Genomic DNA, 22065 nt, shown 5'->3' with positions numbered 1-22065 from the left:
CAAGGGCCATCCTGTCCGCTGTCGAAGAAGAACGGAGCTTCGACACGCCCAGCCCGAACGGAGTCCTCGTGCCCCTGATCGCAATCCTGCCCGGAGACGGCATCGGCCCCGAAGTCACCGCAGAGGCACGCCGCGTGCTCGAGGCACTCGATCTCGGCCTGTCGTTCGAAGAGGGGCTGGTCGGCGGCATCGCCTATCACACCACCGGCCACCCGCTGCCGCCCGAGACTCTCGATCTCGCGAAGCGCGCCGACGCGATCCTGTTCGGTTCGGTCGGCGACCCGACCTGCGACAATCTCGAACGCAGCCTGCGCCCGGAACAGGCGATCCTCGGCCTGCGCAAGGAACTCACGCTCTTCGCCAATCTGCGCCCCGCCAAGCTCTTTCCGGGCCTTGAGGACGCGTCCTCGCTCCGCCCCGAGATCGCCCGGAAGATCGACCTGCTGATCCTCCGCGAACTTAACGGTGACGTCTATTTCGGCGAAAAGGCCATGCGCACCACGCCCGCGGGCCTGCGCGAAGGCTATGACGTGATGAGCTATGACGAGAGCGAGGTTTCGCGCATCGCTCATTCCGGTTTTCAGGCGGCGCAGCGCCGGTGTGGCAAGCTCTGTTCGATCGACAAGGCGAACGTGTTGGAGACGTCGCAATTGTGGCGCGATGTCGTGGTGGAAACATCGGCGCAATATCCGGATGTCACGCTGACTCACATGTTGGTGGACAATGCGGCAATGCAGTTGGTGCGCGATCCTGGTCAGTTCGATGTGATCGTGACGGGCAATCTCTTCGGGGACATCCTGTCGGATCTGGCGAGCATGTGTGTCGGCTCGATCGGCCTGCTGCCGTCCGCAGCGCTCGATGCCGACGGCAAGGGCCTGTACGAGCCGATCCATGGCAGTGCGCCCGACATTGCCGGGCAGGGCAAGGCCAATCCGGCCGCCGCGATCCTGTCCGCCGCGATGATGCTGCGTTTCTCGCTCAACATGCCCGAGCCCGCCGACCGGATCGAGGCGGCGGTCGCGACTGCGTTGGCGAATGGCGCGCGTACCGGCGATCTCGGTGGAACACTTTCGACCCGCGGCATGGCGGATGCGGTGCTGGCGGCGCTTTGATGACCGCACCGTTGCTCGACCTCGCGATCGTCATCCCGACCTTCAACGAGGCGGGCAACGTGCCGCTGCTCATCGCCAAGCTCGATGCAGCGCTCCGGGGCCACGAGTGGGAAGCGATCTTCGTCGACGACAACAGCCCGGACGGCACTGCGGGGGTGGCACGCCAGATCGCGCGGATCGACCGGCGAGTCCGCGTGGTTCAGCGTATCGGTCGTCGCGGCCTCTCCTCGGCCTGTATCGAGGGCATGTGCGCCACCGCCGCGCCGATCGTCGCGGTGATCGACGGCGACATGCAGCATGACGAGACGATCCTGCCGGCCATGCTCGACCGGCTGCTGCAGGATGAAAGCCTGGATCTCGTCATCGGATCCCGCTTCGTCGAGGGCGGCGGGACCGGCGACTGGGATCATGACCGCGTCGCGAAATCCGCTTTTGCAACCAAGCTCTCACGCCGGATACTGAAGGCCGATCTCAATGATCCGATGAGCGGCTTCTTCATGATCCGCACCCAGCTCGTGCGCGATGCCGTGCCGCACCTGTCGGCGATCGGCTTCAAAATCCTGCTCGACATCATGACGTCCAACCCGCGCCCGCTGAAATTCGAGGAGGTGCCCTACACCTTCCGGTTGCGCACCGAGGGAGAGAGCAAGCTCGATCACGTCGTCGCGATGGAATATCTGATCGCGATCTACGACCGGATGTTCGGGCGGGTGGTGCCGGTGCGTTTCGCCATGTTCGCCGCGATCGGGGCGCTCGGCGCGGGCGTCCATTTCCTCGTGCTCGGGCCGCTGTTCAAGGAACTCGAGTTCGGTTTCCTTGTCTCGACGATCATCGCGACCATCGTCGCAATGACCTTCAACTTCTTCCTCAACAACGCGCTGACCTATCGCGACGGGCGCCTGAAGGGCGCCAAGCAGTTGTTCGAGGGTTGGGTGTCGTTCTGCGTGGTCTGCTCGGTCGGCGCGATCGCCAATGTCGGCGTCGCGGCGTTCCTCTATGACGCACAGTCGGACACCTGGGCGTTCTCGGCGCTAGCCGGAATCATGGTCGGCGCGGTGTGGAATTACGCGCTGTCCTCGCGGTTTACGTGGGGACGCTACTGAGGGGGGCCTCATTCGTCCGGATAGGGCATGATGCAGCGCCGCTGCTCCTTCCGGTCGCCGACTTCGCAATCGCGCTGCCGCTGAGTCCAACGCTCCACCTTCGGTTCGCGCGGCGGCTTGCGGGTGGTTGCTTCCCTTGGCGGGTAGGGCGGGTCGTTCGGCCTGTCGAAGGTCGAGCAGCCGCACAGCATCGCCACCATGCCGATCGCCACCAACGCCCGCATCGGGTGCTCCCTCACCGTGTCCGCCGGCGCCAGGCTGTGGCGGCGCCGCTGAACCCTCGCTGACTGACCGTTAGGGCCAGGTCGGGAACCACATCCAGTAGCGGAAATCCTGCGGGTTGCCGAGCGGCATCGCCGAAATGATCGGGTAGAAATAGGCGAACAGGCAAAAGGCGAGGACCAGGAACGCCTCGTCCCAATGCGCGTATCGCCCTTTGGCGAACCGGTCGGACACGGCGGCCAATGGCAATGCCAGGAAGATGCTCGACAGGTAATAATAATAGAAGAAACCGAGCGACTTCGGGATGACGGCCCAGACCGCGTAGGAACCGATCCACAGCATCGCGACGGCCAGCATCCGACCCGATCCGTCGCGTATCCACGCATAAAGACACGCCGCCACCGCGATCAGCCCGCCCCACAGGATCGCGGGGTTGCCGACCATGAAGATGCCGCGCATCGCCCCGTCGACCGGTTCGTACAGATACCAGATCGGCCGGATCATCAGCGGCCAGGTCGGCCAGCTCGATTGGTAGGTGTGCGGCGGCAGGACCTGGGTCTGCGACGCGTACATCTGCATCTGGAACTTGATGAAGTCGCCGGCCGTCAGCGGAAACTGCGCGTAGAAGAAGGCGGGGAGGAAGGTGAGGGCGTAGACGGCGACGCTCACCACGCCGAGCGCGAACAGCGCGGGCACTACGGGAAGGCCGGGCCAATAGGTCTGGTCGCCGGGGTTGAGTGCGGCGTAGATCGACCGTTTGCGCGCCCGCCCGTCGTTCAACCGGACCACGACAAGGGCGATCGCCGCATAGGCGATATAGGGCACGGCCGCCCATTTCGTACCCACGGCCAGGCCGAGCAGCGCCGCGCCGAGCAGCCAGCGCCGCCATGTCTTGCCGGGCGGCGCGCGCATCGCCCAGAGCAGCGCCGCGATGCCCGTGACGACGAACGCCGCCATGAACCCGTCGAGCATGCCGATCCGCGCCTGGATGAACACGGTGATGTTGAGCAGCACGCACAGCGCACCGATCGTCGCTGTCCGCACCCGTCCGAACAGCAGCCACAGGATAGCGAAGATGCCAAGCACGACGGCGGTCGCCGCGAAGGTCGACATGATCCGCCAGCCCAGGCTGTTGTCGCCGAAGATCAGCATGCCGAGCACGATCAGTTCCTTGCCCAGCAAGGGATGCTCGATGTTGGAGGGGCCGCTCAGTTGCATCAGCACGCGGGCCGCGGCGACATAATGGGTTTCGTCGAACACCAGCTTGTGCGGCGTGGTGAGTCGGAAGCTGAACAGCAACTGCGCGACAAAGCCAATGATCGCGGCGGCGCGGTATGGGCGGGGCTGCGACTCGGCGGGCATCAAAATGCGTATTCCTTCTTCTCCCCTCCCTTTCAAGGGAGGGGAGAAGGGGTGGGTGAGCGTCGAGCGGGGCTCGATGCCCCGATCGGCGCTTCGGGCTAGGAGGAACGAGTCTTTTTTGGCGCGCAGACGCGCGCACCCACCCCTAACCCGTCCCTTGAAAGGGAGGGGGAAGATGGAGTCGCCCATTGACGCAGGGCAATCCGTCCCGGCAAAGCGTCCCGCATGAAACGCCGTACCGGACAAGATCGCTCGATCACCAGCAACTGGCGCCCCGCCACCCAGGCCGTGCGCGGCGGCACCGCGCGCTCCGAATGGGGCGAGACGTCGGAAGCGCTCTTCCTGACCTCGGGTTATGCCTATGACTGCGCCGGCGACGCCGCGGCGCGCTTCGCGGGCGATCAGGTCGGCATGACCTATTCGCGCCTGCAGAACCCGACGGTGCAGATGCTCGAGGAGCGTATCGCGCTGCTCGAAGGCGCCGAGGCATGCCGATCGATGACGACCGGCATGGCGGCGATGACCGCGGTGCTGCTCTGCCAACTCCAGACCGGCGACCATATCGTCGCCGGGCGCGCCGCTTTCGGCTCATGCCGCTGGCTCACCGATACGCTGCTGCCCAAATTCGGGATCGGCGTGACCATCGTCGACGCGCGCGATCCGCAGCAATTCGCCGATGCGGTCCGGCCCGAGACCAAGGTCTTCTTCTTCGAAACGCCGGCCAACCCGACGATGGACGTCGTCGATCTCAAGGCGGTCTGCGACATCGCCCGCGCGCACGGCATCGTCAGCGTCGTCGACAATGCCTTCGCCACGCCCGCGCTGCAGCGGCCGCTGGAGTTCGGCGCTGACGTCACCGCCTATTCCGCGACCAAGATGATGGACGGGCAGGGCCGCGTGCTCGCCGGCGCCGTCTGCGGGACCGAAGATTTCATCAACAACACGCTGCTGCCTTTCACGCGCAACACCGGTCCGACGCTCAGCGCGTTCAACGCCTGGGTGGTGCTCAAAGGCCTGGAGACGCTCGACCTGCGCATCCGCCGCCAGAGCGAGAACAGCCTGAAGGTAGGCTCCTTCCTGGAAGGCCGCGTGCCGCGCATCCTCCATCCCGGCCTGCCGAGCCACCCGCAGCATAATCTCGCCATGGCGCAGATGGATGCGTGCGGCCCGATCTTCGCTTTCGAGGTCGAGGGCCGGGAACAGGCGCACGGGCTGCTCGATGCGCTTACCCTGGTGGATATCTCGAACAATATCGGCGACTCGCGCTCGCTGATGACGCATCCTGCCTCGACCACCCATTCGGGCGTGGCCGAAGAGAAGAGGCTGGAGATGGGCGTCACCGAGGGCATGCTCCGGCTCAATGTCGGCCTGGAGGATCCGGAGGACGTGATCGAGGATCTCGACGGCGCGCTCCGGGCGGTGGGGCTGTGAAGGCGCTCTTCCCCAATGTCGCTGAAACGCGCGGGGTGATCGTGCGCGTCTCGGTCAGCTATCTCCCCGAACAGTCGGAGCCGGGCCGCGGCCGCTGGTTCTGGGCCTATCATGTCCGGCTGGAGAATGAGGGCGAGATGGCGGTGCAGTTGCTCACCCGTCACTGGATCATCACGGATGGCCGCGGTGCGCGCCACACGGTCGAGGGCGAAGGCGTGGTCGGCGAGCAACCGCTGATCCTCCCGGGCGGCAGCTTCGACTATGTCTCGGGTTGCCCGCTGGCGACTCCGACCGGGTCGATGCAGGGCAGCTATCACATGCTTGGCGAAGACGGTTCGGCGTTCGACGTCGACATTCCCAAATTCGCGCTGCTGGCGCCGGCGGTGGGGGCGTGAAGCGGACTCATCTCCCGCTCAACGGCCTGCGCGTGCTCGACGCCGCCGCACGGCATCTGTCCTTCACCCGCGCCGCCGACGAGCTTGCCGTCACGCCAGCCGCGGTCGGCCAGCAGATCCGCGCGCTGGAGGACACGCTCGGCGTCGTCCTGTTCCGCCGCACTACCAAGGGCCTTGAACTGACGCCGGAGGGCGAGGCGGGCCTTGCCGCGCTGCGCCACGGGTTCCTTCAGTTCGAGGAGGCAGTCCGCGCCATGCAGGCGGGGCAGACCTCCAAGTCGCTGACCATCGCAGCACCGCGCGACCTGACCGAGAAATGGCTGATGCCACGCCTTGCCGAGATCGCGCGCGCCGACGGCGAACTGCGCTTCGTGCTGGTTTCCGCCGACGACGATATCGACTTCACCGAAGCGAACCTCGATCTCGCGATCCGCTGGGGCGACGGCCCGGGCGAGCATGAAGGCGAAGCGCTCGAATCCGAGGGCATGGTCACGATCGAACGGCCCGGCGGCGGCATCGACACGCGCATTTCCTGGCCGGGCTGTCTCAACGATCCGGACGTCTCGCTCGTCCGCGTGGGCGACGCTGGCCTGGCGATCGACGCCGCGGCGCAGGGGCTTGGCCGGGCGACCGTACCCGAGCTGCTGGCGGCGGCCGACCTTGCTTCGGGGCGGGTCGTCATCATCGGCGATCCGCGGCCATCGGCGCTCGGCTACTGGATCGTCGCCCCGCTGCCGCAATGGCGTCAGAAGAAGGTGCGGGCGCTGGTCGACGCACTGACGGCGTGAGCGACCTTCCGGTCATCGAGACCGAACGGCTCCGCCTGCGCGAGCGCACAATAGACGATGCTGAGTCGCTCTTCCCGACACTCTCCGATGCGGAATTGATGACCTGGTGGTCGCGCGCGCCCTTCGCCACGGTCGAGGAAGTGCGCGAGAATTTCGCGCCGGGCGAACTCTGGTCCGGCTGGTACGCCTGGGCGATCACCCGCAAGGGCGACGACCGCGCCATCGGCTATGTCGCGACGGGAGAGAAGCGCCAGGGCAAGGTCAGCGAGATCGGCTATGTGCTGGAACGCGCGGCCTGGGGCGGCGGTATCGCGCGCGAGGCGGTGTCGGCGCTGATCGGCCATCTTTTCGCCTCGGGCCAGCGCCGCGTCTTTGCAGATACCGACCCGGACAACACGGCCTCGAACGTCTTGCTCACGCGGCTCGGTTTCACGCTCGAAGGCCGGCTGCGGGGTGAGTGGGAAACGCATATCGGAGTCCGCGACAGCCTGGTCTGGGGCCTGCTCGCGGAGGAATGGAAACAGTCATGACGAAGCCCGACCTCAGCGACCACGCCCAGCGCGCCGCCTATCGACGCGAGCTGCAGGGGGTGGCCAAGCCACTACGCTATACCGGCGTGGCATTTGCGCTTCTGGGGGCAGTGCTGGCGATCGTCCGCAGCAAATGGGCGCCGCAAATGCCCTCCGCCATTCCGCTGGCCGCGCTGGCGCTTGGTGTGCTGAACATGCTGGCGGCCATTGCGATCCGCACCCGCTATCATCAGCAGCGCATGAAGGACTGACGCGCCGTTCAGGCGTCGATCGCGTCCTCGTCCATCCGCGCGGCATTCTCCTGGATGAAGGCGAAGCGGTGCGCGGGATTGTTGCCCATCAGCCGGTCGACCAGATCCTTCACCACCGCGCGCTCCTCATATTCCTGGGGCAGGGTGATGCGGAGCATGCCGCGGGTCTTCGGGTCCATCGTCGTTTCGCGAAGCTGCATCGGGTTCATCTCACCGAGGCCCTTGAAGCGCGCGACATCGACCTTCTTGCCCTTGAACTCGTTCGCCTCGATCGCGGCGCGGTGGGCGTCATCCATCGCGTAGAGGCTCTTGGTGCCCGCGGTCAGGCGGTAGAGCGGCGGCTGGGCGAGGTAGAGGTGCCCGCGCCGGACCAGCTCCGGCATCTCCTGGAAGAAGAAGGTCATCAGCAGGGTCGCGATATGCGCGCCGTCCACGTCTGCGTCGGTCATGATGACGATGCGTTCGTAGCGCAGATTGTCGGGAATACAGTCCTTGCGAGTGCCGCAACCCAGCGCCTGGATCAGGTCGGCGATCTCCTGATTGGCCAGGATCTTGGCCGAGGTGGCCGAGGCGACGTTGAGGATCTTGCCGCGGATCGGCAGGATCGCCTGGGTCTTGCGGTCGCGCGCCTGTTTGGCCGAACCACCGGCCGAATCGCCCTCGACGATGAAGATCTCGGTGCCCTTGGGGTCGTCCGCGGAGCAATCGGTGAGCTTGCCGGGCAGCCGCAGCTTCCGTGCCGAGGTCGCGGTCTTGCGCTTGACCTCGCGCTCCTGCTTGCGGCGCAGGCGCTCGTCCATCCGCTCCAGCACATAACCGAGCAGCGCCTTGCCGCGCTCCATATTGTTGCTGAGATAATGGTCGAAATGGTCGCGCACGGCCTTCTCGACGAGCACGGCCGCTTCGGGCGAAGTCAGCCGGTCCTTGGTCTGGCTCTGGAATTGCGGCTCGCGGATGAAGACCGAGAGCATCAGCTCGCTGCCGGTCATCACGTCCTCGGGCGCGATCTCCTTCGCCTTTTTCTGCCCGACCAGATCGCCGAAGCCGCGAATGCCCTTGACCAGGGCTGCGCGCAGGCCCGCCTCGTGCGTGCCGCCATCGGGGGTGGGGATGGTGTTGCAGTACCAGCTATAGGATCCATCGCTCCACAGCGGCCAGGCGACTGCCCATTCGACCCGGCCTTTGCCGTCGGAGAATTCCTGGTTGCCGGTGAAGAAATCCGCAGTGGCGCATTCGCGTCCGTTGATCTGTTCACGCAGATGGTCGGCAAGGCCACCGGGGAACTGGAAGACGGCTTCGGGCGGCGTATCGTCGCTGACCAGCTCGGGCGCGCATTTCCAGCGGATCTCGACGCCGGCGAACAGATAGGCCTTGGAGCGCGCCAGCTTGTAGAGCCGGGCCGGCTTGAAGTGCATCTCCGGCCCGAAAATCTCCTCGTCGGGCACGAAGCTGACCGAGGTGCCGCGCCGGTTGGGCGTGCCGCCGAGCGATTCGAGCGGCCCGAGCGTGATGCCGCGCGAGAAGCGCTGGCGATAGAGTTCGCGGTTGCGTGCGACCTCGACGGTCGTGTCTGAAGACAGCGCGTTGACGACGCTCACGCCGACGCCGTGCAGGCCGCCCGAGGTCGCATAGGCCTTGCCGTCGAACTTGCCGCCGGAATGCAGCATCGACATGATCACTTCGAGCGCTGACTTGCCCGGGAATTTGGGATGCGGATCGACCGGCATGCCGCGGCCATTGTCGACGATCGTCAGCCGGTTGCCCTGTTCGAGCGTCACCTCGATCCGGGTGGCATGGCCTGCGACCGCCTCGTCCATCGCATTGTCGAGCACCTCGGCAGCGAGATGGTGCAGCGCGCGTTCGTCGGTGCCGCCGATATACATGCCCGGCCGTCGCCGGACGGGTTCGAGCCCTTCCAGCACCTCGATCGAGGAGGCGTCGTAATCGGTGGTTGCTTTGGATGAGGAAGCGAAAAGGTCTTCGGCCATGGAAGAGCTATAGGGTCCGGTGAGTCACGAGCGCAAGAATCCTTCTCCCGTCGGGAGAAGGTGGCGCGTAGCGCCGGATGAGGGTGACTTGGACGCGAGTATCGCCCTCACCCTTCCGCCGCTACGCGGCTCCCTCCCTCTCCCGCCGGGGGAGGGAATAAAGTCAGCGAACCCGCGGGCCGCCGAAGGGCAGCGGCGGCGGCGGGCGGCGATCGCGGCGCGGGAGCTGCGCCTGATAGGCATGGCCGCAATGCGCCACACAATAGGGGAAGCCCGGGTTCACCTTGTCGCCGCAGAAGTGGAAATCGGGCTCGCCGGGGTGGCCGAGCGGCCATTTGCAGATCTTGTCGTTGAGATCGAGCAAGGTCGTCTTGCCCGCCATGTCGGCCGACGGCTTGGCCGGCACGAGGCGGCGGGGCGGGGCGGGGGTGATCGGCGCCTGTTGCTCGCCGGGAGCCTGGCGCAGGAAGCCGCCGGGGCCGACCGAGCGCATGATCGGCTGGGGCGGGGCGGGCGGTGCTGCAATGGTTTCGACATCGCCCTCGATATCGTCGTCATCCTCTTCCTCGTCGAGTTCGACCACGGGCTTCGCCACGATCGGCGCGGGTGCGGGCACAGGGGCACGCTCCGGCGCCCTGGGCGGCGCTGGCCTGGGTTCCGGCGCGGACGCGGCCGCAGCGGCCTTGTCGGGCTCGTTCGGCTTCACCGGCGACGGGCGTGATTGCAGGCCGAGCCGATGCGCCTTGCCGATCACGGCGTTGCGGCTGACGCCGCCAAGCTGCTCGGCGATCTGGCTGGCCGTCTGGCCTGCCTCCCACATCTTCCTCAGCGTATCGATTCGCTCGTCGGTCCAGGCCATCTTTATTCCTCAAGTCGCATTGCCGGGTTGCGGGCGGCGGCGGCAGCTATTAGCGCGTCCGCGATGAGCAGCCAGCCCCCAATCGGCGAAATCCAGTCGGCGGTGATGAACGCCCCCGGCGTTCCCGTGATCAGAAACGTCAATTGGGGCGGTCTTCGAACGCTCTATATCAAGGAGGTGCGCCGTTTCTTCAAGGTGCAGCTTCAAACGGTATGGGCGCCGGCGATCACGACTCTGCTGTTTTTGATCATTTTCACCGTCGCGACCGGCGGAAAACGTCCGGTTCATGTCGGCGGCGTCGATGTTCCCTTCGCCGATTTCATCGCACCGGGCCTGATCGTGATGGGCATGCTGCAGAACAGTTTCGCCAATGCGAGCTTCTCGCTGCTGGTCGGCAAGATCCAGGGAACGATCGTCGATTACCTGATGCCGCCGCTGTCGACTTCGGAATTGCTGGCCGCGATGGTCGGCGGGGCCGTGACCCGCGCCTTCTGCGTCGGGCTGACCGTATGGCTGGCGATGGCGCTGTGGCCGGGCGTGCATGTCACCCCGAGCCATCCGATCGCGATCCTGTGGTTCGGGCTGCTCGGCGCGGTGTTCCTCGCGCTGATCGGCATCCTGACCTCGATCTGGGCGGAGAAGTTCGATCACGCCGCCGCGGTGCAGAATTTCTTCATCGCGCCGCTGACCCTGCTTTCGGGCACCTTCTACTCGGTCGACCATCTCGCCCCGGCGTTCCGCGTGTTCAGCCATGTGAACCCGTTCTTCTATATCATCTCGGGCTTTCGCTACGGTTTCCTCGGCACGGCCGACTCGCCCGTGCTGCTAGGCAGCATCATCATCCTGGCGCTCGACATCGCGCTCGGGATCCTCTGCTATCGTCTGCTGCGCAGCGGCTGGAAGCTGAAGAACTAGACCCAGCCTTCCAGCACCTGGTCGGGCGGGCGGTGGCCGTCGGCCCACATGCGGATATTGGCGATCACCTTCTCGCCCATCGCCATGCGGCCCTCATAGGTGGCGGAACCCATATGCGGGATCAGCATGACGTTGGGCAGCGCCAGCATGCGCGGATCGATCTCGGGCTCGAACTTCCACACGTCGAGGCCCGCGCCGGCCAGCCGGCCATTCTCCAGCGCGTCGATCAGCGCATCCTCATCGACGATGCCGCCGCGGGCGGTGTTCACGATGCAGGCGGTGGGACGCATCAGCCCGAGCCGCCGCGCGTCGATCATGTTCTCGCTATCGGCGTTGCGCGGCGTGTGGATCGTCAGGATGTCGATCGCTCCCAGCATGTCGTCGAGCGTGTCGTGCCAGATCGCGCCGAATTCCGCCTCGACCGATTCGGGCAGGCGATGGCGGTTGTTGTAGTGGATCGACAGGCCAAAGGCCTGGGCGCGCCTGGCGACGGCGCGACCGATCCGGCCCATGCCGGCGATGCCCAGCGCCTTGCCGCCGATGCGATGCCCGAGCATCCCGCTCGGCGCCCAACCCTTCCAATGGCCGTCGCGCACCAGCCGCTCACCCTCCGCGAGGCGGCGGGGGACCGAGAGGATCAGGGCCATGGTGATGTCGGCAGTATCCTCGGTCAGCACGCCCGGCGTGTTGGTGACGACGATGCCGCGCGCGCGCGCCGCCTTCAGGTCGATATGGTTCACGCCGGCGCCGAAATTGGCGATCAGCTTCAGCCGCTCGCCCGCGCCCTCGATCAACGCCGCGTCGATCGAATCGGTGACGGTCGGCACGAACACATCGCAATCCGCCATCGCCTCGGCCAGCCGCGCGCGGTCCATCGGCACGTCGCCGCGGTTGTTCGTCGTGTCGAACAATTGCTCCATCCGCTCCATCACCATATCGGCGAGTTCGCGGGTGACGTTGACCTTGGGTTTCGGGACGCGTCTCATTTCGGGCATGAATCCGGCTTGGCGAAGGCTTTTGCCCTCGTCAACTTGGTTGAAGCGCGCACGTCGAACAGGGTAAACGAATCCCGATCAGGGGAAGACCAAATATGCGTTTCGGGACGAGTATCGTGCTTGCGGCAGTCGCGGCCAGCCTGGCTGCGTCAGCGGTCGCGCCGGCACTCGCCGCTTTGGTCCAGAAGAAGACGCCCTATTTCGCGTCGATCGTGGCCGGCAAGGCGCGGATGCGCACCGGCCCGGGCAAGACCTATCCGGCGAGCTGGCTCTACCAGCGCGCCGACCTGCCGGTGAAGGTGATCGACATTTACGATCGCGGCGCCTGGATCAAGATCGAGGACCCGAGCGGCACGCAAGGCTGGATGATGGGCACGCTGATCAGCGATACCCGCACCGGGTTGGTGATGGGCACCATCGCCGAGCTGCGCGATTCGCCGCGCTATGGCGGGCGGGTGGTGTGGCGGGTCGAGCCCGGCGTGGTCGGCCGCTTGAGCAAATGCGCGCGGGGCTGGTGCTATTTCGACGTGCGCGGGCAGGGGGGGTATGTCGAGGCGAACCATCTCTGGGGCGTGACGGCGGACGAGACGTTGAGCTGATCTCGGGGCATGCGGATCGTTCGCGACGACCTGACTCACCTCGACGTCATCGCCCTGCTCGAATTGCATCTACGCTCCGCCTTTGAGAACTCACCGCCCGGCAGCGTCTTCGCGCTCGACCTGACGGGCTTGGGCGATCCGGCGTTGACCCTGTGGTCGGCCTGGGAGGGCGAGGATCTGCTCGGCCTTGGCGCGTTGAAGCGGCTCGATGCCGATCATGGCGAGCTGAAATCGATGCGCACCGCGCCGGCGCATCTGCGCAAGGGCGTGGCGGCGGCGATGCTCGATCACCTGATCGCCGAGGGCAGGGCGCGGGGCTATAAGAGGCTGAGCCTGGAGACCGGCTCGAACCCGCCCTTCGCGCCGGCTCGCGCGCTATACGAACAAGCGGGGTTCGCGCCGTGCGGGCCGTTCGCCGACTATGTCGATACGACGTTCAGCCGCTACTATCGGCTGGAGCTGTAGGGCGACGAACCTCCGTCGGAGCGATCGCCCGGCGGGGCTATCCGGGGCACAAACCCACCCTGTTCCACCACGTAACAGGGAGGGAACAGGGCGAAGATTTTTCTCTCCCTGTTATCTCCAACTTTGTTGGAGATATTTTCTCTATAACTCAGCTGCTTGGTGGTCATTCTCCCTGTTCCTGATTAACAGGGAGGAATTCGCGCGGAACAGGGAGCGTTTTTGCCCGGAACAGCGAGGCGCCTGGAAAGAACAGGGACCGCCGAACGTCCAACGGACGCGGGTCATGAGAAATAGCTGGAGGGCGCTACGGAAGCCTCCCTTCGATCGCATGGTGCCATGTTCATCGCGCTGATTGAATCAAGCGACCTCGCCGATGCTTCAGGCGAGCACGGGCGTCTGGGCCCGGCTGGGCAGCTTCTATGCGTCGAAGGGTGTCGGCGCGGTTTTCTATCCGGAGGTCGGGGACGAAGTCGTCATCGCCTTCATGAACGGCGATCCGCGTTTCCCGCTGATCATCGGCAGCCTCTACAGCAAGCAGAAGCCGCCGCCGTTTATCCCCGATGCGGCTAACAGTCAGAAATCGATCGTGATGCGCTCCAAGGCGCGGATCGATATCTTCGAGGCCGGCGCGATCGAGATATCGACCCCGGGCGGACAATCCGTCCGGCTCGACGACAAGGCCGAGACGGTGACGCTTAGGGACAAGAGCGGCAGCATCGTCACCATGGCGGCGAGCGGGGTCACGATCGACAGTGCCGCCGCGATCAAGCTCACCGCGAAGACCGATATCTCCATCGTCGCCCAGGGCAGTTTGTCGCTGCAGGGCAAGGACCTAACGCGCCCTTAGTTCATCAACTCCACCGCCATCGCGGTCGCCTCGCCGCCGCCGATGCAGAGCGACGCCACGCCGCGTTTGCCGCCCGTCGTCCGCAGCGCCGAGAGCAGGGTCGCGAGGACCCGGGCGCCCGAGGCGCCGATCGGGTGACCGAGCGCGCAGGCGCCGCCATGGATATTGAGGCGGTCATGGCTGATGCCCAGGTCGCGCATCGCGATCATCGCGACGACGGCGAAGGCCTCGTTGACCTCGAACAGGTCGACGTCGTCCGCCGACCAGCCGGCTTTCTCCAGCGTCTTGCGCATCGCGAACACCGGAGCGGTGGTGAACAGCGCCGGGGCATGGGCGTGGGCGCCATGCGCGACGATGCGCGCGACCGGATCGAGGCCGAGTTTCTCCGCCACGCTGGCGCGCGTCAGCACCAGCGCCGCCGCGCCGTCCGAGATGGAGGACGCATTGGCCGCGGTGATCGTGCCGTCCTTCGAGAAGGCGGGCCGGAGCGTCGGAATCTTCGAGGCATCGCCCTTGGCCGGCTGCTCGTCCTGCGTGACCTGGGTCGGGCCTTTGCGGCCGGCGATCTCGATCGGCACGATCTCGCGGTCGAAGGCACCCGAATTCTGCGCCTTTTGCGCGCGCTCGAGCGAGGCGATGGCGAAATCGTCCTGCTGCGCGCGGGTGAACTGATAGGCGGCGGCGGTATCCTCGGCGAAATTGCCCATCAGCTTGCCGGGCTCATATGCGTCCTCGAGGCCGTCGAGATACATGTGATCCATCAGCCGGTCATGGCCGATCCGGGCGCCGCCGCGGTGCCGCAGCGAGAGATAGGGCGCGTTGGTCATGCTCTCCATGCCGCCAGCGACGATCAGGTCGGCGGAGCCGGCGGCCAGCGCGTCGGACGCCATGATCGCGGCCTGCATGCCCGATCCGCACATCTTGTTGACCGTCGTCGCCTCGATATGGTCCGGCAGGCCCGCCTTGAGCGCCGCCTGGCGCGCCGGTGCCTGGCCGAGACCGGCGGGCAGCACGCAACCCATATAGATGCGCTCGATCGCCTCGCCCGAAAGCCCCGCGCGCTCGACCGCGCCGCCGACCGCGGTCGCGCCCAGTTCGGTCGCGGTCGCGCCGCTGAGCGATCCCTGGAAGCTGCCCATCGGGGTGCGGGCATAGGACAGGATGACGATCGGATCGGCGGACATGCTTTTGCTCCGGCTGGGAGAAGATGCCGGCGATCTAGGCGCGTGCGCGCACGATTACAAACCGCCGCGATGCAGGACGGCACTGCGGTTTTGCAGGGCCCATTAGTCCCCTGGCGTCATGCCGGACTCGTTCCGGCATCCACGATCCCGCAGACTCATCGGCGCTTGGTTTGCGGCACAGTGGACCCCGGAACAAGTCCGGGGTGACGAAGTGAGAAGGGCTTAGGCAGCGCTGGTGTCGGCCTTGAAGAAACGCTCGATCACGTTCTGGGCGAGCCGCGCGGGGCGGAGCGTTTCGGCGTCGAGGCAGCACCAGCTCGATTTGACCTCGGCCAGCACTTCCTCGCCGCGCTTGATGATCGTCTCGTAAAAGGCCCGGGCGCCCTGGACCTTTTCGAGCAGCACGGTGGCGATCACGTCGTCGTCGAGGAAGGTCGGCTTGCGATAGGTGATCTCATGCTTCAGCGCGACCCAGAGGTGCGCGGCGACGGCATCGGCCGGAGCAAAGCGCTGCCAATGATTGATCACCGCTTCCTGAACCCATTTCAGGTAGCTCGCATTGTTCACATGCCCCATGAAATCGATGTCGGTCGCATCGATCGCGATGGCATAGCTGTGCGAGGCATAGATGGGGTCGGGCATGGGGCTTACCTTACCGTAAACGGCAAGTTTTGGCGAGAGCGATGCGCGGGCATTCGTCGTAAAGATTCGGCGCACCAACTTGGGCATGACGCGGGGGCCGGGGGCGGGTATCGCCATGCGATGGAAGACACGCTCACCATCGTGCTCAAATGGTTCGCCTCGGGCAGCGGAATGATCGCGGCGGGCATGGTTTCGCTCGATCTCGGGCGGAAAGTGACGGGCTGGGGCTTCGTGCTGTTCCTCGCGTCGTCGGTCGCCTGGATTTCCGGGTCGGTGCTGACCAAGGATTTCGCGCTCGGCACGCAGAATATCGTGCTGTTCGGGATCAACCTGTTCGGCGTGTATCGCTATCTGATCCGCAAGAAGCCCAATGGCTGACCTCTGGCTCTGGCCGGTCGCGCTGGGGATGCTGGGCGTAGTGATCGGCAGTTTCCTCGCCACGATCGTGATCCGCTGGCCGCAAGACCGGTCAGTATTGAGGGGTCGGTCGCGTTGCGACGGGTGCGATGCGGTGCTGGGGCCGCGCGACCTGATCCCGCTGGTCAGCGCCGCGCTGGCGAGGGGGCGGTGCCGCCGTTGCGACGCCCGGATCGACCCGTTGCACTGGCAGATCGAGCTTGCCGCGCTCGGCATCGGCGTGATTGCCGGGCTGGTCGTGCCGGGCCCTGAAGCTCTGGCGGGATCGGTGTTCGGCTGGCTGCTGCTGACGCTTGCCGCGCTGGATGTCACCGATTTCTGGTTGCCCGACCCCCTGACCCTGACGCTGGCGCTCGCCGGATTGGTGGCGGGAATCGCCGGGGTCGAGCCGCCGCTGGCCGACCGGTTGATCGGCGGTGCCGCCGGCTTCGGATCGCTCTGGCTGATCGGCTTTTCCTACAAGCGGCTCCGCGGCCGGGAAGGGCTGGGCGGGGGCGATCCCAAGCTGCTGGGCGCGATCGGGCTGTGGCTCGGATGGCGGATGCTGCCGGCGGTGCTGCTGCTGGCGGCGCTGACCGGTCTCGCCTTCGTGCTGGTCGGGATGGTGCGCGGCCGCGCCGCGAAGCTCGACGACCGCATGCCGTTCGGCGCGCTGCTTGCGATCGCCGCTTACCCGGCATGGTTGTTCCTGTTAGGATCGGGCGGATGAGGTTTTTCGCGATCCTGCCGCTGCTGTTCGCCGGCGCCGCTTCCGCCCAGACTCCGCCGCCGGCCTCGATCGACGGCCTGCCGATCGGCGCGATTCCGGCCCAGGCCTTGCCCAAGGCCGGCTGCGCCGCGTTCCTGTGGACGGCGAGCGGGACCCGCGCACTGGTCGCGATGGCGGGGGCCGATCCGGCGCAGCTCCGCCTGTCGATCGGCGGCACCTTGACCGATCTGCCGCGCACCGAACAGCATGACCCGGGTGGCTTCGGCTTTGCCGGCACGACCCAATATCAGGCGGGCGACGTGACCGCGGTGCTGACCATGTCCATCGTGACTCGCGGCGACCTGAAGGATGGCGCTTCGGTGCCGGAGGCGACGCTCCGGGTCGACCGGACGGGTCAGGACAGCCTCGTGGTGCCGGTGGCCGGGCTGATCGGCTGCGTTGCATGAAGCCGCGCCGAACGGCGGGCAGGGGAGAGAGACGATGGCGACGATGCAGGAAATCCTCACTAGGCAACGCGTCGCGTTCATGGCCGAGCTGCCGGTGTCGATCGTCGTGCGCAAGGACCGGCTGAAGCGCGCCGCGGCGATGGTCAGCGACAATGCCGCGAAGTTCTGCGATGCGCTGAGCGAGGATTTCGGCCATCGCAGCCGCGAGCAATCGATGCTGACCGACATCGCCAGCTCGATCGCGCCGATCAATCATGCGCTCAAATCGGTCGAGAAATGGGCACGGCCGGAAAAACGGCCGGTGCTGTTCCCGCTCGGCCTGCTCGGCGCGAAGGCGTGGATCGAATATCAGCCCAAGGGCGTGGTCGGGGTGATCGCGCCGTGGAATTTCCCGGTCAATCTCGTCATGTCGCCGCTCGCCGGCGTGCTCGCTGCGGGCAACCGCGCGATGGTGAAGACCAGCGAATATACGCCGCGTGTCGCCGCACTTTTCGAGGAGATCGTGGGTGATTATTTCGCAGCTGACGAACTCGCCTTCGTCTCGGGTGGGCCTGATGTCGGCAAGGCGTTTGCGGAACTCCCGTTCGATCACCTGATCTTCACTGGCGCGACGGCGGTCGGCAAGCATATCCTGCACGCGGCGGCGGACAATCTGACGCCCGTCACGCTGGAGCTCGGCGGCAAGTCGCCGGTGATCATCGGCAAGTCGGCCGACCTCGCCAAGGCGACCGAGCGGGTGGCGCTGGGCAAGATGCTCAATGCCGGGCAGATCTGCCTCGCACCCGATTACATGCTGGTCGAGGCAGCGCAGGAGGCGGCGGTGGTCAGCGGGCTGAAGGCAGCGGCATCGGCGATGTATCCGACCCTGCTCGCCAATTCCGACTACACTTCGGTGATCAACGACCGGCATTTCGCACGGCTCAACGGGCTGCTCGACGACGCCCGGGCAAAGGGCGCGAAGGTCGAGGCGGTCAATCCGGCGAACGAGGATTTCGGCGCGTCCAATGCGCGGAAAATGCCGCTGCACATCGTTACCGACGTGACCGACGACATGGCCGTGATGCAGGAGGAGATTTTCGGGCCGATCCTGCCGGTGCGCCGCTATGACGGGATCGGTGACGCGATCGCCCAGGTGAACCGCCGCGATCGGCCGCTGGGCCTCTATTATTTCGGCAGCGACGAGACGGAGCGCCGCCAGGTGCTCGATCGCACCATTGCGGGCGGCGTCACGCTCGACGATGTTATCTTCCATATCAGCATGGAGGATCTGCCGTTCGGCGGGGTCGGGCCTTCCGGCATGGGTGCCTATCACGGACTGGACGGGTTCAGGACGTTCAGCCATGCCAAGAGCATCTACAAGCAGGTGAAGCTCGATGTGGCGAAGATCGCGGGGCTCAAGCCGCCCTATGGCAAGGCCACGATGAAGGCGGTCGCGCGGCAGATGAAGGGGTAGGGCGTCATAGCCCGGCTCGCCGGGCTTCCAGCCATAGCCGTTCGGCGCGCTCGGGACCCAGCTTCAAGGCCGCATCATAGGCCTCTCGGGCAGCGTCGGGCAGGCCGATCCTGGCGAGCAGGTCGGCTCGGACGGCGTGATAGGGCAGGAAATCCGCGAGCCCCGGCGCGTCCAGCGCGTCGACTTCCTCCAGCGCCATCTCCGGCCCGGCGATCTCGGCAAGCGCCACAGTACGATTGAGCCGGGTGATGGCATCGTCCCGCAGCGCCAGCATCGCATCGTACAGCACGAGCACCGACCGCCAAGGCGCCGGCTCATTCAACGTCGCTCGGACGCACCATTCCGCATGGATCAGCGCTTGCAGAGCGCGCCTTCCCGGCGGCCCGGCACCAAGCGCTCGCGCAAGATAAGGGCGCGCTTCGGCGATCAGCGCCTTGTCCCATGCCGCCGGATCCTGACGGTCGAGCGGTACCATCAGCCCGGCGGCATCCACCCGCGCCGGCCGCCGCGCCTCGGCGAAGCATATCGTTGCGGCCAGCGCCAGCACCTCGGGTTCGTTCGGTGCCAGCGCGGCGAGCGTGACGGTGATGCCCAGCATCTCCCGCGCATAGCCCGCATGCCGGCCGCTGCCGCCGCCATCTTCATGCGCCTTGGCGTAAGCGATCTCGATCGTGCTCAGCACTGCGTCGAGCCGGTCGGGCCAGGCGTCGGGGCCGGGCACCTCGAAGGGTACGCCTGCACCGGCAATCTTGTTCTTCGCGCGCACCAGCCTCTGCGCCAGCGTTGGTTCGGGCAACAGGAACGCCCGCGCGATCTCCGGAGTCGAAAGCCCGCAGACCAGCTTGAGCGTCAGCGCCGCGCGCGCTTCTGGGTGGATCGCCGGATGGCAGCAGACGAAGATCAGCTTGAGCCGCTCGTCGGGGATCAGCCTGGTGTCGGCCATTGCTTCCTCCTCCGGGCTGGGCGCCGGCTCGGGATCGGGCAACGTGGCGCCCGATCGCACCGCGCGCCGCCGCACCATGTCGAGCGCGGCCCGCTCGGCGACGCGGTAGAGCCATGCCGCCGGATCGCGTGGGGATTCGGTCGCCCAGGCCGCCGCCGCCCGGGCGCAGGCCTCGGCGAATGCCTCCTCGGCGATATCGAGATCGCGGAACCGGGCCGCGAGCGCGGCACGCACCCGCGCGCCGTGATCGCGCGCGGCCCGGTCGAGCGCGTGACTCAATCGGTCCCGCCGAGCAGCGGCCGGATCTCGACCGATCCGTCGGCATAGATCGGGAGCTTCTTCGCGATGGCGATGGCCGCATCCAGATCGGCTGCATCGATAATGTAGAAGCCGCCGAGCTGCTCCTTGGTCTCGGCGAAGGGGCCGTCATGGATGGTCTGCGCGCCCGAGCGGGTCATAACGGTAGTGGCCATGCTGGTCGGCATCAGGCCTGCGCCGCCTTTGCGCTGCTCGCCCAGCTCGCCGCCGAACGCCATATGACGCTGGACGATCTCCATGACGGCGGGGCCGTCATGCCTGTCGCCATAGGCGGCCTCGTCTTCATAGATCAGGAGCATATATTGCATCGGTCGGTCCTCCATCTGCGATCGCGTCCTGCGATCGTATAGCGGAGACGGGCGGTGAGCGGGGGATTCGACAGGCCCCGAAAATTTATTTTGAATCGCCTTCCGGAAAACGCCGCCCGACATGCGCCTCGCCCCGGGCTTCGGCGAGCCGCTCCTGGCGATGGCGTTCGGCATAGCTTGCCCGCTGTTTTTCGTCGCGGGAATCATGGCAGGCCGGGCAGCTCAAACCTTCGACATAGAGCGGAGACGCCTGGTCCTCCGGGCTAACCGGCATGCGACAGCCGTGGCACAGCGCGTGGGTGCCGATCTCGAGCCCGTGCTTCACCGCGACGCGCTGGTCGAAGACGAAGCATTCGCCTTCCCATCGGCTTTCCCCGGCGGGCACCTCTTCCAGATATTTCAGGATGCCGCCTTCGAGGTGATAGACTTCGTCCAGCCCCTCGGCCTTGAGGAAGGCGGTCGCCTTTTCGCAGCGGATGCCGCCAGTGCAGAACATGGCGATCTTCGGCGCCGTCTCGAAGTCCTCGCGGTGCGCGCGGAACCACGCAGGGAAATCGCGGAAGCTGTGAGTCTTGGGGTCGATCGCGCCGGCGAAGGTGCCGATCGCGACTTCATAATCGTTGCGGGTATCGATCAGGATCGTGCCGGGCGCATCGATCAGCGCATTCCAATCGGCGGGCGGGACATAATGGCCGACCTCTTCCAGCGGATCGATATCGGGTTCGCCCATCGTCACGATCTCGCGTTTGAGGCGGACCTTCATGCGATGGAACGGCATCTTTCCCACATGGCTGTCCTTGACCTCGATATCGGCGCAGCCGGGCAAAGTGCGGATATGGTCGATCACGCGCTCGATCGCGCCGGGCGCGCCGGCGATAGTGCCGTTGATGCCTTCCTTCGCCAACAGGATCGTGCCCCTGATGCCGTTCTCTTCGCAGGCTTGGGCCAGCGGATCGCGCAACGCGGCCGGATCGGGGAAGCGCGCGAAACGATACAGGGCGCTCACGCGCAGGGGGTTGGGGCTGTCGGCCATCCGGGTCCGCTAGAGTATCCGCCGGCCTTTCGTCAAAACCTGGCTTGGCCGATCGGGATCAGAAGAAGCGGGCGTCTTTAGGACATGCCGGTCCGGCGCCGGTGGTAAAGGATCCGTCCTTGCCACCCTGCCATTTGGCCGTGCAGGTCCTGGTCGACAGGAGCAGCGATCTGAAAGCCATCATATCGCGCCGTATCCGTCCCGGAGTCGTGACCAGGCTGAAAATGGCCTGGCCCTCCGTCTCTGTCCTGTATTTCGCCGAGACCGACAGTTCCATCAGGCCACCATTTCTTCGGGACTGGCAAAGGGACCGGTCACGTCCAAGGAAGCTGACCCGCCCTGCCGCTTTGCACGGCTTGGCTGGAGTGTCCTCGTCTTCGAGGGCATAGGCATAGAAGATCTCAATCCGTGGTACGTTGCGGTCGAAGCCGCGTCCCGAGGATGGGTAGCCGGCACCGTGACAGCGCCCCGGAGCGCTCAGGAAAATGACCGTGCCATGATCCGAGCCGACCCAGTCGCGCGGCAAAGGGCAATAGACGCTGCGTGGCGTGCGGAAGGTGAGGCCATATTGCGCGGAGACGAACGCCGCCGGGGTGGGCCGCGGAGCAGTCGAAGGTTCCGCGTCGGCCGTTGCGGGAAGTACGGCTGCGGCCAACCAGAACAACATCATCCGCGTCTCCCTGACGGCCCCGCTCCGATAGCGAACGCCCAGCATATTTTGCATCAATCCCCGACTGTGCGCCATCGGAA

At 66.1% G+C, this 22065-nt stretch carries 26 protein-coding genes; 15 read left to right on the top strand and 11 right to left on the bottom strand.

The features are described from left to right. Window positions 1-74 precede the first annotated feature (74 nt). Both leuB and AC1RT8_RS05715 read left to right on the top strand, forming a co-directional pair. Window positions 75-1112, top strand: coding sequence for a 3-isopropylmalate dehydrogenase (gene leuB, locus AC1RT8_RS05720; RefSeq protein ID WP_493074684.1), 1038 nt, complete (start codon window positions 75-77; stop codon window positions 1110-1112). Beyond that, window positions 1112-2215 (top strand): glycosyltransferase family 2 protein, encoded by a 1104-nt coding sequence (locus AC1RT8_RS05715; protein WP_493074590.1) that lies wholly within the window; start codon window positions 1112-1114, stop codon window positions 2213-2215. Before leuB ends, AC1RT8_RS05715 begins: the two co-directional genes overlap by 1 nt. 8 nt (window positions 2216-2223) lie before the next feature. On the opposite strand, the gene AC1RT8_RS05710 is transcribed toward AC1RT8_RS05715, so the two are convergent. Together AC1RT8_RS05710 and AC1RT8_RS05705 are read right to left on the bottom strand one after the other, a co-directional pair. After that, window positions 2224-2439, bottom strand: a complete 216-nt coding sequence (locus AC1RT8_RS05710) for a hypothetical protein (protein ID WP_493074589.1) — start codon at window positions 2437-2439, stop codon at window positions 2224-2226. Between the two features lie 70 nt (window positions 2440-2509). Continuing rightward, complete coding sequence (locus tag AC1RT8_RS05705) at window positions 2510-3799, bottom strand: glycosyltransferase family 39 protein (RefSeq protein WP_493074588.1); 1290 nt, start codon at window positions 3797-3799, stop codon at window positions 2510-2512. Between the two features lie 225 nt (window positions 3800-4024). On the opposite strand from AC1RT8_RS05705, the gene AC1RT8_RS05700 reads away from it, so the two are divergent. The 5 genes from AC1RT8_RS05700 to AC1RT8_RS05680 are packed head-to-tail and all read left to right on the top strand — an operon-like array spanning window position 4025 to window position 7194. Next, window positions 4025-5230 (top strand): trans-sulfuration enzyme family protein, encoded by a 1206-nt coding sequence (locus AC1RT8_RS05700; RefSeq protein WP_493074587.1) that lies wholly within the window; start codon window positions 4025-4027, stop codon window positions 5228-5230. Continuing rightward, window positions 5227-5625, top strand: coding sequence for a Co2+/Mg2+ efflux protein ApaG (gene apaG / locus AC1RT8_RS05695; RefSeq protein ID WP_372852104.1), 399 nt, complete (start codon window positions 5227-5229; stop codon window positions 5623-5625). Before AC1RT8_RS05700 ends, apaG begins: the two co-directional genes overlap by 4 nt. Beyond that, entirely contained in the window at window positions 5622-6413 is a 792-nt protein-coding gene (locus AC1RT8_RS05690) for a LysR family transcriptional regulator (RefSeq protein ID WP_493074586.1), read from the top strand. Before apaG ends, AC1RT8_RS05690 begins: the two co-directional genes overlap by 4 nt. Next, window positions 6410-6943: a GNAT family N-acetyltransferase gene (locus AC1RT8_RS05685; RefSeq protein WP_493074585.1), complete on the top strand. Its 534-nt coding sequence runs from the start codon at window positions 6410-6412 to the stop codon at window positions 6941-6943. Before AC1RT8_RS05690 ends, AC1RT8_RS05685 begins: the two co-directional genes overlap by 4 nt. Then, window positions 6940-7194, top strand: coding sequence for a hypothetical protein (locus tag AC1RT8_RS05680; protein ID WP_493074584.1), 255 nt, complete (start codon window positions 6940-6942; stop codon window positions 7192-7194). Before AC1RT8_RS05685 ends, AC1RT8_RS05680 begins: the two co-directional genes overlap by 4 nt. Before the next feature lie 8 nt (window positions 7195-7202). Here AC1RT8_RS05680 and parE read toward each other — a convergent pair whose 3' ends face one another. Together parE and AC1RT8_RS05670 are read right to left on the bottom strand one after the other, a co-directional pair. Further along, entirely contained in the window at window positions 7203-9182 is a 1980-nt protein-coding gene (gene parE / locus AC1RT8_RS05675) for a DNA topoisomerase IV subunit B (protein WP_493074583.1), read from the bottom strand. 163 nt (window positions 9183-9345) lie between these two features. Further along, complete coding sequence (locus tag AC1RT8_RS05670) at window positions 9346-10041, bottom strand: GcrA family cell cycle regulator (RefSeq protein WP_493074582.1); 696 nt, start codon at window positions 10039-10041, stop codon at window positions 9346-9348. 63 nt (window positions 10042-10104) lie between these two features. Between AC1RT8_RS05670 and AC1RT8_RS05665 the strand changes: the two genes are divergently transcribed. After that, window positions 10105-10956, top strand: a complete 852-nt coding sequence (locus tag AC1RT8_RS05665) for an ABC transporter permease (RefSeq protein ID WP_493074581.1) — start codon at window positions 10105-10107, stop codon at window positions 10954-10956. On the opposite strand, the gene AC1RT8_RS05660 is transcribed toward AC1RT8_RS05665, so the two are convergent. Continuing rightward, window positions 10953-11942: a 2-hydroxyacid dehydrogenase gene (locus AC1RT8_RS05660; protein WP_493074580.1), complete on the bottom strand. Its 990-nt coding sequence runs from the start codon at window positions 11940-11942 to the stop codon at window positions 10953-10955. The genes AC1RT8_RS05665 and AC1RT8_RS05660 overlap by 4 nt on opposite strands. A gap of 104 nt (window positions 11943-12046) precedes the next feature. Between AC1RT8_RS05660 and AC1RT8_RS05655 the strand changes: the two genes are divergently transcribed. The 3 genes from AC1RT8_RS05655 (at window position 12047) to AC1RT8_RS05645 (ending at window position 13862) form a co-directional block, all read left to right on the top strand. Next, entirely contained in the window at window positions 12047-12550 is a 504-nt protein-coding gene (locus AC1RT8_RS05655) for an SH3 domain-containing protein (RefSeq protein ID WP_493074579.1), read from the top strand. A gap of 9 nt (window positions 12551-12559) precedes the next feature. Next, window positions 12560-13015, top strand: a complete 456-nt coding sequence (locus tag AC1RT8_RS05650; protein ID WP_493074578.1) for a GNAT family N-acetyltransferase — start codon at window positions 12560-12562, stop codon at window positions 13013-13015. A 373-nt stretch (window positions 13016-13388) separates the two neighbouring features. Beyond that, on the top strand, window positions 13389-13862 hold the full coding sequence (locus AC1RT8_RS05645; RefSeq protein WP_493074577.1) for a phage baseplate assembly protein V: 474 nt from the start codon (window positions 13389-13391) through the stop codon (window positions 13860-13862). On the opposite strand, the gene AC1RT8_RS05640 is transcribed toward AC1RT8_RS05645, so the two are convergent. Together AC1RT8_RS05640 and AC1RT8_RS05635 are read right to left on the bottom strand one after the other, a co-directional pair. Next, on the bottom strand, window positions 13859-15046 hold the full coding sequence (locus AC1RT8_RS05640) for an acetyl-CoA C-acyltransferase (RefSeq protein WP_493074576.1): 1188 nt from the start codon (window positions 15044-15046) through the stop codon (window positions 13859-13861). The genes AC1RT8_RS05645 and AC1RT8_RS05640 overlap by 4 nt on opposite strands. Before the next feature lie 222 nt (window positions 15047-15268). Then, complete coding sequence (locus tag AC1RT8_RS05635) at window positions 15269-15688, bottom strand: acyl-CoA thioesterase (RefSeq protein WP_493074575.1); 420 nt, start codon at window positions 15686-15688, stop codon at window positions 15269-15271. A 120-nt stretch (window positions 15689-15808) separates the two neighbouring features. On the opposite strand from AC1RT8_RS05635, the gene AC1RT8_RS05630 reads away from it, so the two are divergent. The 4 genes from AC1RT8_RS05630 to AC1RT8_RS05615 are packed head-to-tail and all read left to right on the top strand — an operon-like array spanning window position 15809 to window position 18713. Continuing rightward, window positions 15809-16066, top strand: coding sequence for a hypothetical protein (locus AC1RT8_RS05630; protein WP_493074574.1), 258 nt, complete (start codon window positions 15809-15811; stop codon window positions 16064-16066). Beyond that, complete coding sequence (locus AC1RT8_RS05625; protein ID WP_493074573.1) at window positions 16059-16814, top strand: prepilin peptidase; 756 nt, start codon at window positions 16059-16061, stop codon at window positions 16812-16814. Before AC1RT8_RS05630 ends, AC1RT8_RS05625 begins: the two co-directional genes overlap by 8 nt. Continuing rightward, window positions 16811-17260, top strand: a complete 450-nt coding sequence (locus AC1RT8_RS05620; protein ID WP_493074572.1) for a hypothetical protein — start codon at window positions 16811-16813, stop codon at window positions 17258-17260. Before AC1RT8_RS05625 ends, AC1RT8_RS05620 begins: the two co-directional genes overlap by 4 nt. Window positions 17261-17294: 34 nt before the next feature. Next, window positions 17295-18713 (top strand): coniferyl aldehyde dehydrogenase, encoded by a 1419-nt coding sequence (locus AC1RT8_RS05615; protein ID WP_493074571.1) that lies wholly within the window; start codon window positions 17295-17297, stop codon window positions 18711-18713. Window positions 18714-18717: 4 nt separating this feature from the next. Here AC1RT8_RS05615 and AC1RT8_RS05610 read toward each other — a convergent pair whose 3' ends face one another. The 4 genes from AC1RT8_RS05610 to AC1RT8_RS05595 all read right to left on the bottom strand — a co-directional run bounded on the left by AC1RT8_RS05610 (window position 18718) and on the right by AC1RT8_RS05595 (window position 21985). Beyond that, on the bottom strand, window positions 18718-19935 hold the full coding sequence (locus tag AC1RT8_RS05610) for an RNA polymerase sigma factor (RefSeq protein ID WP_493074570.1): 1218 nt from the start codon (window positions 19933-19935) through the stop codon (window positions 18718-18720). Continuing rightward, window positions 19932-20282, bottom strand: a complete 351-nt coding sequence (locus AC1RT8_RS05605; RefSeq protein ID WP_493074569.1) for a YciI family protein — start codon at window positions 20280-20282, stop codon at window positions 19932-19934. Before AC1RT8_RS05605 ends, AC1RT8_RS05610 begins: the two co-directional genes overlap by 4 nt. Before the next feature lie 85 nt (window positions 20283-20367). Then, window positions 20368-21315 (bottom strand): oxygen-dependent tRNA uridine(34) hydroxylase TrhO, encoded by a 948-nt coding sequence (trhO, locus tag AC1RT8_RS05600; RefSeq protein ID WP_493074568.1) that lies wholly within the window; start codon window positions 21313-21315, stop codon window positions 20368-20370. 58 nt (window positions 21316-21373) lie between these two features. Further along, on the bottom strand, window positions 21374-21985 hold the full coding sequence (locus AC1RT8_RS05595) for a hypothetical protein (RefSeq protein WP_493074567.1): 612 nt from the start codon (window positions 21983-21985) through the stop codon (window positions 21374-21376). Window positions 21986-22065: the final 80 nt, after the last annotated feature.

The sequence above is a fragment of the Sphingomonas sp. GW821-FHT10F11 genome, from assembly GCF_058809095.1.
This window is presented reverse-complemented; position numbering and strand designations above follow the sequence as displayed.

Bases quoted from the DNA above. Each gene is read 5' to 3' on its own strand.
- AC1RT8_RS05615 (WP_493074571.1), top strand. From the start codon at position 17,295: ATGGCGACGATGCAGGAAATCCTCACTAGGCAACGCGTCGCGTTCATG.
- AC1RT8_RS05605 (WP_493074569.1), bottom strand. From the start codon at position 20,282: ATGCAATATATGCTCCTGATCTATGAAGACGAGGCCGCCTATGGCGAC.
- AC1RT8_RS05655 (WP_493074579.1), top strand. From the start codon at position 12,047: ATGCGTTTCGGGACGAGTATCGTGCTTGCGGCAGTCGCGGCCAGCCTG.
- AC1RT8_RS05620 (WP_493074572.1), top strand. From the start codon at position 16,811: ATGAGGTTTTTCGCGATCCTGCCGCTGCTGTTCGCCGGCGCCGCTTCC.
- AC1RT8_RS05665 (WP_493074581.1), top strand. From the start codon at position 10,105: ATGAGCAGCCAGCCCCCAATCGGCGAAATCCAGTCGGCGGTGATGAAC.
- AC1RT8_RS05645 (WP_493074577.1), top strand. From the start codon at position 13,389: ATGCTTCAGGCGAGCACGGGCGTCTGGGCCCGGCTGGGCAGCTTCTAT.
- AC1RT8_RS05650 (WP_493074578.1), top strand. From the start codon at position 12,560: ATGCGGATCGTTCGCGACGACCTGACTCACCTCGACGTCATCGCCCTG.
- AC1RT8_RS05680 (WP_493074584.1), top strand. From the start codon at position 6,940: ATGACGAAGCCCGACCTCAGCGACCACGCCCAGCGCGCCGCCTATCGA.
- AC1RT8_RS05640 (WP_493074576.1), bottom strand. From the start codon at position 15,046: ATGTCCGCCGATCCGATCGTCATCCTGTCCTATGCCCGCACCCCGATG.
- AC1RT8_RS05705 (WP_493074588.1), bottom strand. From the start codon at position 3,799: ATGCCCGCCGAGTCGCAGCCCCGCCCATACCGCGCCGCCGCGATCATT.
- AC1RT8_RS05670 (WP_493074582.1), bottom strand. From the start codon at position 10,041: ATGGCCTGGACCGACGAGCGAATCGATACGCTGAGGAAGATGTGGGAG.
- AC1RT8_RS05595 (WP_493074567.1), bottom strand. From the start codon at position 21,985: ATGATGTTGTTCTGGTTGGCCGCAGCCGTACTTCCCGCAACGGCCGAC.
- AC1RT8_RS05660 (WP_493074580.1), bottom strand. From the start codon at position 11,942: ATGAGACGCGTCCCGAAACCCAAGGTCAACGTCACCCGCGAACTCGCC.
- AC1RT8_RS05700 (WP_493074587.1), top strand. From the start codon at position 4,025: ATGAAACGCCGTACCGGACAAGATCGCTCGATCACCAGCAACTGGCGC.
- AC1RT8_RS05715 (WP_493074590.1), top strand. From the start codon at position 1,112: ATGACCGCACCGTTGCTCGACCTCGCGATCGTCATCCCGACCTTCAAC.
- AC1RT8_RS05635 (WP_493074575.1), bottom strand. From the start codon at position 15,688: ATGCCCGACCCCATCTATGCCTCGCACAGCTATGCCATCGCGATCGAT.
- AC1RT8_RS05630 (WP_493074574.1), top strand. From the start codon at position 15,809: ATGGAAGACACGCTCACCATCGTGCTCAAATGGTTCGCCTCGGGCAGC.
- AC1RT8_RS05710 (WP_493074589.1), bottom strand. From the start codon at position 2,439: ATGCGGGCGTTGGTGGCGATCGGCATGGTGGCGATGCTGTGCGGCTGC.
- parE (WP_493074583.1), bottom strand. From the start codon at position 9,182: ATGGCCGAAGACCTTTTCGCTTCCTCATCCAAAGCAACCACCGATTAC.
- AC1RT8_RS05625 (WP_493074573.1), top strand. From the start codon at position 16,059: ATGGCTGACCTCTGGCTCTGGCCGGTCGCGCTGGGGATGCTGGGCGTA.
- trhO (WP_493074568.1), bottom strand. From the start codon at position 21,315: ATGGCCGACAGCCCCAACCCCCTGCGCGTGAGCGCCCTGTATCGTTTC.